Here is a 13,400-nt window from a genome sequence, read left to right as displayed (position 1 = left end):
TACAGGGTTGTCATTGCCTGAGGGTTAGGGTTATAGGGTCGCTTTAATGGCTATTTTTGAGGCATGGAAACAGCAATATGATTCGTGTTTTTATCGGTTACGATGCTCGAGAAGCAATAGCATTCCATGTGCTTTCTCACAGTATTCATAGTCGTTCATCAGTGCCGGTAAACATTAGCCCCTTAATGCTATCTCAACTGCATGACGTATTTCATAGAGAACCACATCCCTTACAATCCACAGACTTCTCGTTCTCCAGATTTTTAACGCCCTACCTCTCCGAGTATGCAGGTTGGTCGATGTTTTGTGACTGTGACATGTTGATGCTAGATGATATCGCAAATCTATGGGCGCAAAGAGATGAGTCTTTTGCTGTGCAAGTCGTGAAGCATGACCATAAACCCTCCGAAAAATTGAAATTCCTAGATAAACCGCAAAGCAAATATGAAAAAAAGAATTGGTCTAGTGTTATACTTTTTAACAACAAATTATGCACCGCACTGACACCTGAGTACGTGAACAGTGCGAGCGGATTAGAACTTCATCAATTTAAGTGGTTAGAAGACGATTCTCTGATCGGAGAAATCTCGCCTCGTTGGAACCATCTGGTTGACTACGACCCTGCATTACCCATTGAAGATGTTTCTCTGCTTCATTTTACTGAGGGCGGACCTTATTTTGAGGACTATAAAACATGTGGATACTCAGATTTATGGTTCGCAGAAAAAGAACGCATGTCTTACGCTGGCTAGTGTTGCTAAACCTTGGCAGTTCAGTATCAAGGCCAAATACCATGGCAACCACAATGGTTTGGAACTAAAAATTGGCGGTAAAACAGCCCTTTCCGAAAATTGACGAGAAGGCTTTTCTGAGGGCTGCTATTCAGCAACATACTGCTGGAAATCTAAGTCAGGCAAAAGATCTTTACCGAGCAATACTCACTCAAAACCCGAGACATGCTGAAGCCATATTCAGGCTGGGAACAATCGCCCTGCAAGTGGAGCAATACGAAAAAGCAGAGGACTTTATAAGCAAAGCGATTAAAATTGGTCCTGCCTCCGCTGCGATGTTCATTAATTTGGGGGCAGCACTTAGGAACCTGAAAAAATATGACAACGCAATAAAAGCCTATAAAAAAGCGCTCCGGTTTGGCACCCATGATGTCGATGCACACTACAACGCAGGCCGGGCCCTGCAAGACGCAGAAAGATACGACGAAGCTCAAGAACGCTACACAAAAGCCCTCAGCCTTAGCGATAAAGACCCAGACATCTGGGTCAACCTAGGGGTCGTAGAACGGCAACTCAAAGACGATACTGCGGCCTTGCATGCGTTCGAAATGGCCGCAAGGCTCAACCCCAATCTCGGCGCTGCATATAGCAATTCAGCTGCCTTACTTTTTGACAGCGGCTTCGTCGAAATCGCAATGGTGCTTATCGATAAAGCCATTGAAGTTGAACCAGAGAATCATAAGTATAGATATGAACTCAGTAATTTTTTACTCTTGTCTGGCGACCTGGTTAGGGGGTGGCGAGATTTTGACAAAAGATTTGATCACTTCCATAACGCCAAGTCTCACAGACGTGCAGAGCCCCCTAAATACTTAGCAAACGAGTCCATTAGAAAAAAGAAACTGCTTCTCTGGACAGAGCAAGGACTAGGCGAAGAAATTCTGAGCAGCAGCATAATTCCGGATGTAATAAAAGCAGGCGCAGCATGCACATTCGAGTGCTCGACTAGACTTGTGCCGATTATGAAAAGAAGCTTTCCAGATATCGCGGTCCTTGCTTGGAAAGACCATGCGAGCACTGTAAAGGCGTCCCATCCTCCTTTTGATTTCCAATACCCCGCCCTCAGTATGATGAGTCGTTTTCGATTATCTTTAGATGAAATTCCTCATCAGAGGGCTTTCCTAAAAGATGAGAAGGCGCTTACTCAAACTTACCGACAGAGATACGAAAAGATGGCTAACGGAAAGCGCATCGTCGGCCTTTCCTGGAGAAGTAAAAATTCGGAGTTTGGTGAGTCTAAAACGCTACCCTTGGTGAGTTGGAAGCCTATACTCGAAGCAGATGATATTTTCTTTGTGAACCTCCAATATGGAGACTGCACTCAAGAGTTGGCCGAGGTGAAGAACAGTTTAGGTGTCGAAATATACCAAGACCCAGACATTGATCCCTTCGGAGATTTAGATCCTGTGTTCTCTCAGATTGCAGCTATGGATTTAGTAATATCTACTTCTAACTCAAATGTTCACATTGCAGGCTCAATGGGTATACCCGTGTGGTCTATGTTACCAAAGGCACGCGGGCTAATCTGGTTCTGGTTTTTAAATAAAATTAATAGCCCTTGGTATTCTTCGGCACGTCTGTTCAGACAGAAAACAATACAGCCCGACAATACTGAATGGTGGCAGGACTTGTTACCAGAAGTCGCAGCGGCCTTTAACGAATGGCGATCAAGCCGGTCGGCAACTGATCAGCCCTTATGATGAAACCATCGATATCAAAACTTCTCGAGACTGCCGTTCGACATCATCAAGCAGAGCAGTTAGCTGATGCGAAAAAATTATACTTGGAAGTGCTTAATCTAGATCCCGCACAAGCTGATGCTCTGAATCTACTCGGTGTAATTGCCCATCATGAGGGCGATATAGACAAAGCCTTGTCGCTTTTTGACAAAGCCATAGACTCCGCGCCGACACTACCAAATGTTCATTACAATAAAGCCAATGCATTACGCGACGCAGGAAAAGTCCACGATGCATACCTATCATATAGTAATGCTCTAGCGCACGATCCCCAGCACAAAGATGCTCTTCTCAATATTTCCTTAATGCTTCAAAAAAACAATCAGCCGCGCAAAGCTATAGAGTTTCTATCAAAGTATATTGGGAATTATCCAGGAGACATTAAAGCGCACATTAATATGAGCTTGTGCTACGCGCGCATTGGGAACCCCGCGGGGGCCGTAGAGGCACTCTCGAAGGCATTACATTTGCAACCGCAAGACCCAACTATAAACTTCCAGCTTGCTAATGCCTACTCAGATATATGGCAATTTGATCAAGCAATTAACTATGCGAAAAAAGCTTTAGATTACAAACCAGATTGGCCTCAAGCGCACAGCTTTCTGGGAATTGCACTTGCGAGAGATGGACAGTTCAAAGACTCAATTGAACATTGCGAGAAAGCAAAAAACCTGGACCCGGACAACCCGGCTTATTCGGTTGTCTTGGGCTTCGTATATCAAGCCGCAGGCGATCACGACGCGGCGGCCACGCACTTACTCGAGGCGACAAAACAAGACAGGATATCACCGGATTCCTTCAACAGCTTAGCAGCCATAGCTCACGAGGACTCCGGTCCCTGGCCCGCCCTGAAGCTTCTAGAATATTCGATGACCGTAAAGACGTCCACAGCCGCACTGAACAACATTGGCGTTATGCTGCAAGACCTCGGCCTTCATGCGCTTTCCCTGCCTTTTTACGAAAAAGCAATAAAACTTGACCCAAATTATATAAAATCGGCAATAGCCATTGCGCATATACACCTGCTTTTTGGTCAGTTTGAAAAAGGGTGGTCAGAACTCGCAGCGCAATTGATGGACACAACCTCCATAGAGCAACGAGAAAACGACCTGAAGTTTTGGCAGGGAGAAGACCTTACTGAAAAAACAATTCTTATCTTCTTCACAGCAGGCCTAGGAGAACATATCCTTCAGTCTGCTTTGATCAGCGAATTGATACCACAGGCCGGACGAGTGATTGTTAAATGCTCAAGCCGGATGGTGCCCGTTTTCAAACGTTCATTTCCGAGCGTTGACGTGATCTCAGGTGAAGACGTGAAACGCCTTTCAGAGGCAGTTTTAAATTCTGATTTCCAATTTCCGGCCCTGCATATTGGAAAAATTTACCGGAGAAGTTTTGACGACTTTCCAAAAAGAACCGAGGGATACCTCAAAGCAAACAGAAAATTGGTCGCGGTATTGAGGGAAAAATACCTTAAGCATGCCGAGGGAAAAAAAATTGTCGGCGTTGCTTGGCACAGCCTGAACTCACAGATTGGAGACTTCAAAGCGATACCCATTGAGGCTCTAAAACCGATCTTAGAAACCGATAAAATTTTCTTTGTAAGCCTGCAATATGGAAACGTCACAGATCAACTCAATGAATTTTCAAGTTTAACAAATATTCAAATTTACAATGACGATACGGTTGATCAGTTGATCGATATGGACTCGTTTTTTGCCCAAGTTGCAGCGATGGATCTGGTGATTACAATCTCAAACACGACGGCGCACGTTGCCGGGGCGTTGGGGGTGCCAACATGGGTCATGCTACCGCGACAAGGATTAGGCCCCTTATGGTTCTGGTTCTTGGAGCGCACGAATAGTCCTTGGTACGATTCTGTTCGGTTGTTTAGACAGCAAAACGTCGGATCTCAGACAAGTCATTGGTGGCATAGCGTCATTGAGAAAGTGGTAAAGAGTCTTAAAGCCTGGATCGCAGGCACACCTTCAGCAACACACCCAAAACCATGAAAAATGCTTTAGCTCAAAAGCTTGAAGCTGCACTTCGCCATCACCAAGCTGGAAACATCAACGAAGCAACACGGCTATACCACGCCGTGCTGCTTCAAGACCCCCTTCAACCAGATGCCCTTAATCTGCTGGGTGTTATTGCCCATCAGAATAAAGCCTACCAGGAAGCCTTGGAGTATTTTGATCGCGCAATTTCTATTGCCCCGAATATGGTTGCCGCCCATTTCAACAAAGGCAATTTATGCAGGGATATCAAACATCCAGAACAGGCCACGTTGGCCTACGAGTCTGCACTGAAAATCGATCCAGGCTATGGAGACGCTATTCTAAACTTGGGTTGCGTCCTCTACGATGAAGGCCACATGGAAGCGGCACTGCCGCACTTTAAAAAGCTAATAGAAATCGCGCCGCAATTTGCAAAAGCCCACTATAATCTGGCTAAATGTTTTGGCGCATTAAACCGGCTGGAAGAAGCGCACCAAGCCATTGGTAAGGCTCTAAGACTACAACCTGATGATCCGGACACTCATTTTGTTGCTGCTGGATTAAGCGCTGGCACCAAAAACCTTGAAGCGGCCGTTCATCACATCGAAACAGCAATCAAATTGCGGCCAAATTGGTCTGCGGCGTATACGAACTATGGCAATTATTTAGCTGCACTTGATCGCCAGTCGCAAGCCGTCAACGCGTATGACAAAGCCTTGAGTTTTGATCCAAAAAACGTAAACGCGAAAGTAAATCGCTCACTGGCGCTGCTAAGCCTGGGCGATTTTGAGAAGGGCTGGAAAGATTATCGCCTGCGGGCGGACTCAGACGCTCCATATTATAGAAATATGGACCTATGCATTCCGCGTTGGAGCGGTGAAAACGTCCAGGGCAGGAGGGTCTTGATTTGGGGAGAACAGGGGCTCGGCGAAGAAATCCTTTATGCGGGGCTGCTAGCTGAACTCGCCAAGTCTGCTGAAAACTGCAAACTTCTATGCTCTTCGAAACTCTTAACTTTATTCAAAAGATCATTTTCAGGCATAGAAAATCTGTCCATTGAAGCAGGCAGACCAGATGAAATGAGCACAGACACGTTAAGACAATTCGATTTTCATCTGTCTTTGGCTGATTTGGGGGCTATTTTCCGGCCAACCGCTGCATCCTTTCCTCACCCAACTCCTTATCTGGTTGCCGATTCTGATAAAAGCCAGCTCATCCGACAAGACTTAGAGGCTAAATACGGAAAAGAAATGCAATTCGTTGGTCTTTCTTGGGCCAGTTCCAACGCGACAATCGGGTCTGACAAAACCATCCCCTTGGACCAGTGGAAAAATCTACTCACATTGCCAGACCTTACTTTTCTCAATGCTCAATATGGAGAAGCAGCAAATGATGTTCATCATTTGCCGAGGAATTTGGCCAAATTTATCATTACTTTAGACTCTATTGACCTGGATGGAGACCTTGACGACACCCTAGCTTTGCTGGCGGCTGTGGACTTGGTTTTGACCTGCAGCAACACTGCGGCTCACCTGGCGGGCGGAGCTGGCCTGAACACCTGGGTTGTCGTGCCCGCGGGGCGCGCCCGGCTTTGGTACTGGTCGGCAGCGGGCGAACGCACCAGATGGTACGAATCAGTGAAGATTTATCGTAAACCTATCAACGGCTTGTGGACTTCACCCATAAGGAAAATAAGCCGTGATCTTTCAAATAATCAGCACGCTAAGGGCGTTTCTAAAACGCTAGATTAAGGCGTGTGTGGCAAATATACATCACCCCCATTTTCTCCCAACCTTATCGCTTGACTTTCCCCCCCTGAACCAGTGTTATAGCAGCGCGCTGACGGGCGCACGCGTATGCATGCGCGTAACCTTTTAAATCAGATATCTGGAAACTTAAGGGGATCCTTTAGTTATGAAAAGACAAACACTTCAAATTGGTAGCGCTCTGTTGGCAACAACGGCCCTATCTACGGCTTCTTACGCAGCGACCATCAAAGCTGATGCAGCTGTTGGTGCTATCCCAGGCACTTTCAATACTCCTAAGGTTGCTGCTCAAATTTTTGGCGGCGCAACACCGGCTACCATCACAGTTGGTGATCAGCAATTTGCTATTGATTTCGCGGCACCAGGCGGATTGACATCAACATTCGATGTTAACCTGGACCTTACCGGGGCTGACTTTAATGCTTTCACACAATCACTCGGTGTTTTTGCAGAATCGACCGGCGGTTCATTAACTGCTGTTAGCTTCACCGGCTGTAGCGTTCAGTTGCTGACAGACCGTATTATTGTTGATACCTGCCTTGCTTCTTCGACCACACCTCGCGTTGATGTCTTAATCTTATCTGGCATTACGTACGACGAAGCCAATGGTCTCGCGACTGCTGGGGCGAACATTTCGATCAGCGGTATTGCCCTTGGGACAACGTCTCGTACAACATTTGAAACCATCACAAGTACGAACCTCGTGACGAGTGTCAATGCTCTCTCAGGCTCTGTCACGGCTGGTGGCACACTCAACATCAGCAATACAGCAACGCCGACGGCGTTTAGCAAGCTGACCGGCGCAGCAACAACGGGTAGCCTGGCGACAGTGAACTCCACTTTAAACCCCAGTGTTACGAATGCGGCATTAGGCTCACCTACCGTCTTTGCTACTACTGTTAGCACCCTATCTAGCACTGTCGAATTGACTGTCACTCATGGTGTGTTGACTGATGCAGCCACGACAAAACTGCAAATCAGTGAGATTGGCGTTGCAACCGCAACGATGGCATCGTTCACACCAACAACAACGGCAGGGTCTGTTGCCTCGTTTAACATTACAACCGAGGCCCGTTTAACGGGGTCGTTTGATGTTGAAGTTCAGTTCAATGGCTCAACAGCCATTTCTGAATGGGCTGCAGGTACAGTTGCAATTGCGTTCACATCAGGTTCGGCGACTGAAGCCGCCTCACCAGGTGCGTCAGGTGCAACTGCAGCACTGAGCCGCAGTGGATTCACCACAGAACTCAATACGGTTCAGTCCACGTTTGGTGATGGCGGAACATTGTTCCAATCCTTTGTACGGATCACGAACAACGGTGCCGTACCGGGTACCGCAACCATTGTCGTGAAGAACGATAATACTGGTGCGACGATCGGTACTTACACAACGGAAAGCATCGAAGCCAAATCATCGCTGCAAATTAGCATGCAGCAGATCGAAGCTGTTGTTGGTGCACCAGCATCTAACATTCAGTACCGCCTTGAGTTCTCAGGCGCGATCGACGGTTACGTGCAGCATGTGATGTTCAACTCTGTTGATAACTACTTCACAGAGCTGTCAGGCGCGAGAGCTGCTAACCCGTAAGCTTGATAAAATAATTCAGCTCTATTTGAGCTGAGTAAAGGGGAGAGTGCGTCGCACTCTCCCCTTTTTCTTTAGTGTTCTTTGGCTATTGTGTGAAAATTGAATCACACGTTCTCCAACATGACATTGGATTAACTTATCTTCGTAGACTGTTACAGCTACTAATGATGCCTGTATTTTCAGCAAGAGATACTCAATGTCAGCGTACGAATATGAGGCTGTAGACGGCACTGGGAAGGCTCTGGTTGGCCATATTAAATCCGATACCAAAAAAGAGGCCCTGAGACTATTGGCCTCAAGGGGATTAACCCCGGTTTCTTTAGAACGCCAAAAACCAAGAAAAAACAAGACCAGCCTATTCTCGGGAAAACGTGCGCCCTCGCCGCAAGATTACATCCTGACTGTCAAACAGTTAGCGCTTCTCCTCAATTCAGGTGTCCCACTCATAACGGCTGTTGACACTCTCAAGTCCCAGGGTTTGCATTCTCAGTTAATCGAAGCCTTCGAGAGTATGTCAAAGGCGCTCAGATCAGGCGCATCATTTTCTAGCGCCCTTGCACGTGCCTTACCCAGCCTACCCGGTTATGCCTTTCAACTCAGCGCAGCAGGAGAGTCTATCGGCGAACTTGGACCTGCGCTTTCTGATACGGCAACACAAATGGAATACGAGTATCAAATAAAACAGGATATCAAAAACGCACTAACCTACCCTGCGATACTCGTCTCGGCAGGACTTGGTGCCGTTTTATTTATATTTCTAATCGTCGTTCCCCGATTCTCAGCAATGCTTTCCGCATCTAAAGAGCCTCTCCCGCTCCTCTCCCAAGTGGTTCTATCCACGGGTATGTTGCTCAGCGAGAACAAGGTGATCGTTTTCACAGCATTAGCTATCGCGCTGATATTTCTGGGTTGGGGATATAAGCAACCGGTCGCACGAGATTGGATGCGTCAGAATCTGGTGACCTTGCCGTTGCTCGGGAGTTGGCTTAAAGAAGCTGAACTGGCAAAATGGGCCTCAATGCTTGGAACGATGCTTCGTCATGGAGTCGATCTCATCAAAGCTCTTGAATTTGCGCGAGGGACGCTCGGGATAAAGACTATTAGTACCCGCATGGAACAAGTCAGCAAGCAAGTACGCGCCGGAAAGTCATTGTCGATCGCAATGCGCGATCAAGAAACTTTTTCAGACACAGCATTAAGCCTGGTGCAGGTCGGAGAAGAATCTGGCGAACTGCCAAGTATGCTGACTTCACTCGCCAAGCTTTATGAAGATTCAGGCCGTCAAAGGATGAAACGCTTTCTGCTTATTCTCGAGCCCGCAGCCATAATACTCATTGGAGTTGTGATCGGTGGAATCGTTACGGCCATTATGCTAGCTATCACAAGTGTAAATCAGGTCTCACTATAGAGAACTTTAACCATGCAAATTACTAATCGATCAACTAAGCCCCGTGAACATAGCGCAAACTATCGCGGTTTCACTTTGCTAGAGATGCTTGTTGTGCTCGTTATCATTGGGTTGGTGGCTAGTTTAGTCGGTCCTCAATTACTCGGACGTGTAGATAGCTCAAGGGTTACAGCGGCTGATACACAGATAAGAATGTTAAAAGGCGCTCTTGATACTTTAAGACTTGATGTCGGAAGGTACCCAACAACTGAGGAAGGGTTGTCTATTCTGATGACAGCACCAGCGGATGATAGAACAAGACGTAAATGGCAAGGTCCATACCTATCAGAAGGCGTACCTCTGGACCCTTGGGGAAGTCCTTACCAATATAAGCCAAACACCTCGACTTCTATAACGCTCTACAGTTTTGGGGCAGACGGAAAAGAAGGGGGGGAAGGAATGGACGCGGATGTGGGCTTCTTGGCCTCAACAACACCCTAATACCATGAAATCAATCGCAGGCTTCTCTCTGCTCGAGATGCTCGTGGTCGTTTTCATTATCGGTCTAGCTGCAGCTGTGGTTCTACCAAACCTACCACGCCTCTTTGATCGCGTCTTATTCGCAAACGAGCGTGATAGCTTATTCAGGTCCATAAACACCCTTCCATTTCAAGCCTATAGCACCAATCAAGACTATGTTTTGATGGCTACTGATCAAACTAAGATTGATCCTCTCACAGAAGGCCCAGACGAACGCATTGACATAAATAACCTGGATGGACTCGGCCCATTTATAGGCACCATGTTATTTCCTGCAAAAATCGATGTACCATTAGGTTGGGATATTGAGGTTCCGACCCCGATACTTTATCGGGCATCAGGGTTTTGCTCAGGTGGGCAAGTCACCATTTCGACGGGATCCGTAATACTAGAGCTTAATCTGACCCCACCGTATTGTCAGATCACAACAGACGAAAAATGACAGAACACATTCACACGTTGCAACTTCAGCTGAGACGGGGGTTCACGTTAATTGAAGCGATTGTCGCAGTCGTAATTATTGGGATGACTATCCTTCCTATTATGCTGCTTATCAGTGAATCTCTCACCCAACTCTCACGCGCCGCTGATGCCAGTTCACGGTCTATCGCAATGGAATCTATCCTAGCGCTGATAGATCCTATCAATCCCTTATCCGACCCTTCGGGTGCAATGGACATGGGGAGCTATAGCTTCGAATGGAACAGTACCGTGCTCGTCACTCCAAACGACACAATACAAACAAGAACAGGCTTAGCTGGCTATAAAGTTGGTTTTTACGACGTTGAGGTAAACGTTCTAACCGCTGAAGAAGATTGGTTTAAATTCAATGTTCGTAAAGTTGGTTATGAGCGCTTCTTAACCAGCCTCCCTTTTGCAGACCCAGAATGATTCTTACCTCTCATCAGTCTGATAAAGGATTTACATTACTTGAAGTCATCGTCGTGCTGACAATTACCAGTTTAATAACAGCCATTCTGATGCAGGGGCTAGGAATCGTTCTCAATACTCGATTACGAGTTGCAGATGAATTAGTAAGGATAGAGACAGTCAGCTTACAAAACAGTGTTATTAAAAGTCCACTCGTAGGCGTTGTGCCCAGCCTTGACGAAAGTGAAAATAGCTTTTCTGGCCAAGAGCGTCGCATCAAAGGTTTAACTTTAACACCCCTCAGAGGCACCATGGGTGCTCCAACGTCATTTGAAATGGCTCTTCAGTATGTATCTAGAGATAACGTGACAGAACTCGTTTACTTGGAGGAAGGATATAACCCAGTCCGTCTGGCTAAATGGGAAGGTGATACTGGTGAGTTTTCCTACCGAGGCCGGTCCGGCGACTGGAGAACGAGTTGGCCACCTCGCCCGGGCGTCTTGAATCCAGATGAAAAATTTAAGCAAACGCCGAGTTCCATCAAAATCGAATCCGGCTTACCACTCTTCAGTTCCGTTATCCGAGTAATGGGACCTCATAATCGCCTTAGTCCCGTGCGCACCGGGCCATTCGGCACCATCAGTAGATGATTGCCGACCCAGATATTGGCTTCAAACTCAAAGAGGCTGCACAGCAATTACACCAGGGGAATGCCCGCGAGTGCCTCAATAAGTGTAGTAAAATACTTATAACGCACCCCAATAATGCGGATGCATATCATCTGTTAGCGCTTTCTTATCGGGCACTTAAAGAGACAGAAAATGCATACAAAACCATTAGACGCGCCATGTCACTCGCCTCAAACAACTCAATAATCCTTAACACATCAGGTTTGATTCATCTGGAAAACGGCAACCCAGACGCAGCCAGAAGAATACTAAGGAAAGCAGAAAAATTAGACGGTTCACGACCAGAAATTTATGCAAATTTAGGTCATGTTTATAATCGATTAGAGAAGCCCGACTTAGCAGAAGAAAACTACCGCAAGGCCCTAGAACTCGATCCCAAGTCTTATGATGCCTTCGTACATTTAGCCTTGCTTCTCAGGAAGCAGAGACGACTGAACGCACTCAACACTGACTATAGTTATTTTTTAGCACAGCAAACGGCTGACCCAGGGATACTCATGATCAAAGGTCTGATCGCAATAGATGAGGAAAGATATGAAGATTCCAGGTCTTTCCTAACATCAGCACTGAAAATGCTTCCCAAATCAGCTATGCTTTGGAGCAATCTTGGTTTAGTTGAAAGCCGCCTTGGACACAGCGATTCCGCCAAGGCATCGTGTAAGAGAGCTGTTGAACTTGCCCCTGACCTTGCTGAAGCACATCTCAACTTAGCAGACTTATACAAGTATGAAGAGCCTGGTTTTGCCCGAGAACATTTGCTGACGGCTATAAAACTTCAACCGAATCACGCTGTCATTCTGGACATGATCGGCTTCACCTACTTCATAGAACAGAAGTTTGACCAGTCCATACAATACTACTCCCGTGCACTTACAGCAGAACCAAACTTCGATACAGCGGCTTATCATATGGCTGGTGCCTATTTCCAAATAGGTGATTTTAATCAGGCTTGGAATTTCTACTCCCTGAGGTATGGACAGACAGGCGTCAAATTCAGTCCTGTGGGTGCAAGTTTAGCGCCACTGACAACCCCACCATCAGGACCTGGTTCTTTATTGGTTTGGACTGACCAAGGAGTAGGTGACGAAATACTGCAACTGGGGTGCGTGTCAGATGCCTACGCGGATGGCGTTCCCCTTGTTATTGCAACCAGTGAAAGACTTAAGCCAATAACAACGCGCTCGTTCCCGAATGCCAAATGCATAAGCAATAATGAGCTTTCAGAATCACCCCGCCTTTTGGAGGGTGTTACGCTACAGACTCCTGCATTTACGCTGGCCTCTTTCTATCGAAAGAAGGTAGCAGATTTTCCCAGACATGATTTTTATCTCAGAGCCGATCAAAGCAAAAGCGCTGCGCTTCGAAATAAATACCTCGCCCTAAACCAGCAGAAAAAATTGATCGGCCTTTCCTGGAAAAGCGCGAGTCAACTCAATGGTAATTTTAAGTCTATTCCTCTGAAAAACTTCAAGGCAATTTTAGAAACTAAAGACTGCGCTTTTGTGATTTTACAATATGGTGATGTCGCAGAAGAGATCAGGAAACTGCCAGAGCACATATCAAGCAGATTAATAATAGACTCAGATATTGACCCACTGCTGAGTCTTGATGATTTTGCCAACCAAGTTCGCGCGCTAGACGCCGTAATCACCACAAGTAATGCGACCGCCCATATGGCTGGTGCCTTGGGGGTTCCAACCTGGAATTTAGTGCCAAAAATTGGCCCAGGTTGGCTTTGGTATTGGTTTTGCGAAACAGATGACAATCTCTGGTATCCGTCTATGCGGATATCGCGACAGGAATCAAACAGCAGTTGGGACAGAGCGCTAAAATCGGTTCAAAAGGAATTAGCAATACTGACTTCAAGCGGCGAAAATCTTACAGGTAATTAACTCGCCTGAAGACGCTTTTCTCTATAGGTAGCCGGTGTGGCTCTAAGTCTATTTTTTAGATAGTTTGTTGCTCACCGATACGAAACTCTATGTGTCACTTCTGCAAACCAGCTTTAGAGAGTTTTCTTAAAACATCCATTG

Annotated in this window: 11 protein-coding genes; all 11 read left to right on the top strand. The window is 46.5% G+C overall.

The window, feature by feature from the left end; genetic code table 11:
* Nucleotides 1–77: 77 nt before the first annotated feature.
* The gene (locus RIC29_01925; protein ID MEQ8733655.1) at nucleotides 78–752 is read left to right on the top strand and encodes a hypothetical protein; all 675 of its coding nucleotides are present in this window, start codon (nucleotides 78–80) and stop codon (nucleotides 750–752) included.
* 71 nt (nucleotides 753–823) lie between these two features.
* Nucleotides 824–2,491 carry a tetratricopeptide repeat protein gene (locus RIC29_01920; GenBank protein ID MEQ8733654.1) on the top strand — a complete coding sequence of 556 codons (1,668 nt, stop codon included), beginning with the start codon at nucleotides 824–826 and terminating at the stop codon, nucleotides 2,489–2,491.
* Nucleotides 2,488–4,542: a tetratricopeptide repeat protein gene (locus RIC29_01915; protein MEQ8733653.1), complete on the top strand. Its 2,055-nt coding sequence runs from the start codon at nucleotides 2,488–2,490 to the stop codon at nucleotides 4,540–4,542. The genes RIC29_01920 and RIC29_01915 overlap by 4 nt, the downstream gene beginning before the upstream one ends.
* On the top strand, nucleotides 4,539–6,278 hold the full coding sequence (locus RIC29_01910) for a tetratricopeptide repeat protein (protein ID MEQ8733652.1): 1,740 nt from the start codon (nucleotides 4,539–4,541) through the stop codon (nucleotides 6,276–6,278). Before RIC29_01915 ends, RIC29_01910 begins: the two co-directional genes overlap by 4 nt.
* 163 nt (nucleotides 6,279–6,441) lie before the next feature.
* Nucleotides 6,442–7,881 (top strand): hypothetical protein, encoded by a 1,440-nt coding sequence (locus RIC29_01905; protein MEQ8733651.1) that lies wholly within the window; start codon nucleotides 6,442–6,444, stop codon nucleotides 7,879–7,881.
* A gap of 289 nt (nucleotides 7,882–8,170) precedes the next feature.
* The gene (locus RIC29_01900) at nucleotides 8,171–9,289 is read left to right on the top strand and encodes a type II secretion system F family protein (protein ID MEQ8733650.1); all 1,119 of its coding nucleotides are present in this window, start codon (nucleotides 8,171–8,173) and stop codon (nucleotides 9,287–9,289) included.
* A 12-nt stretch (nucleotides 9,290–9,301) separates the two neighbouring features.
* Entirely contained in the window at nucleotides 9,302–9,769 is a 468-nt protein-coding gene (gspG, locus tag RIC29_01895; GenBank protein MEQ8733649.1) for a type II secretion system major pseudopilin GspG, read from the top strand.
* A 4-nt stretch (nucleotides 9,770–9,773) separates the two neighbouring features.
* Nucleotides 9,774–10,250 (top strand): type II secretion system protein, encoded by a 477-nt coding sequence (locus tag RIC29_01890; GenBank protein MEQ8733648.1) that lies wholly within the window; start codon nucleotides 9,774–9,776, stop codon nucleotides 10,248–10,250.
* Nucleotides 10,247–10,699 carry a type II secretion system protein gene (locus RIC29_01885; protein ID MEQ8733647.1) on the top strand — a complete coding sequence of 151 codons (453 nt, stop codon included), beginning with the start codon at nucleotides 10,247–10,249 and terminating at the stop codon, nucleotides 10,697–10,699. Before RIC29_01890 ends, RIC29_01885 begins: the two co-directional genes overlap by 4 nt.
* Nucleotides 10,696–11,328 carry a type II secretion system protein gene (locus tag RIC29_01880; protein MEQ8733646.1) on the top strand — a complete coding sequence of 211 codons (633 nt, stop codon included), beginning with the start codon at nucleotides 10,696–10,698 and terminating at the stop codon, nucleotides 11,326–11,328. Before RIC29_01885 ends, RIC29_01880 begins: the two co-directional genes overlap by 4 nt.
* The gene (locus tag RIC29_01875; protein MEQ8733645.1) at nucleotides 11,325–13,259 is read left to right on the top strand and encodes a tetratricopeptide repeat protein; all 1,935 of its coding nucleotides are present in this window, start codon (nucleotides 11,325–11,327) and stop codon (nucleotides 13,257–13,259) included. Before RIC29_01880 ends, RIC29_01875 begins: the two co-directional genes overlap by 4 nt.
* The last annotated feature ends 141 nt before the right edge of the window (nucleotides 13,260–13,400 follow it).

It is taken from the genome of Rhodospirillaceae bacterium (assembly GCA_040219235.1).
In the GTDB taxonomy this organism is placed as follows: Bacteria; Pseudomonadota; Alphaproteobacteria; order Rhodospirillales; family Rhodospirillaceae; genus WLXB01.
The sequence above is the reverse complement of the archived record's forward strand: the minus strand, read 5'-3'. Positions and strand labels throughout refer to the sequence as shown.

Coding starts and splice junctions, on each gene's coding strand:
- RIC29_01875 (MEQ8733645.1), top strand. CDS start 11,325: ATGATTGCCGACCCAGATATTGGCTTCAAACTCAAAGAGGCTGCACAG.
- RIC29_01880 (MEQ8733646.1), top strand. CDS start 10,696: ATGATTCTTACCTCTCATCAGTCTGATAAAGGATTTACATTACTTGAA.
- RIC29_01890 (MEQ8733648.1), top strand. CDS start 9,774: ATGAAATCAATCGCAGGCTTCTCTCTGCTCGAGATGCTCGTGGTCGTT.
- RIC29_01910 (MEQ8733652.1), top strand. CDS start 4,539: ATGAAAAATGCTTTAGCTCAAAAGCTTGAAGCTGCACTTCGCCATCAC.
- RIC29_01915 (MEQ8733653.1), top strand. CDS start 2,488: ATGATGAAACCATCGATATCAAAACTTCTCGAGACTGCCGTTCGACAT.
- RIC29_01925 (MEQ8733655.1), top strand. CDS start 78: ATGATTCGTGTTTTTATCGGTTACGATGCTCGAGAAGCAATAGCATTC.
- gspG (MEQ8733649.1), top strand. CDS start 9,302: ATGCAAATTACTAATCGATCAACTAAGCCCCGTGAACATAGCGCAAAC.
- RIC29_01885 (MEQ8733647.1), top strand. CDS start 10,247: ATGACAGAACACATTCACACGTTGCAACTTCAGCTGAGACGGGGGTTC.
- RIC29_01905 (MEQ8733651.1), top strand. CDS start 6,442: ATGAAAAGACAAACACTTCAAATTGGTAGCGCTCTGTTGGCAACAACG.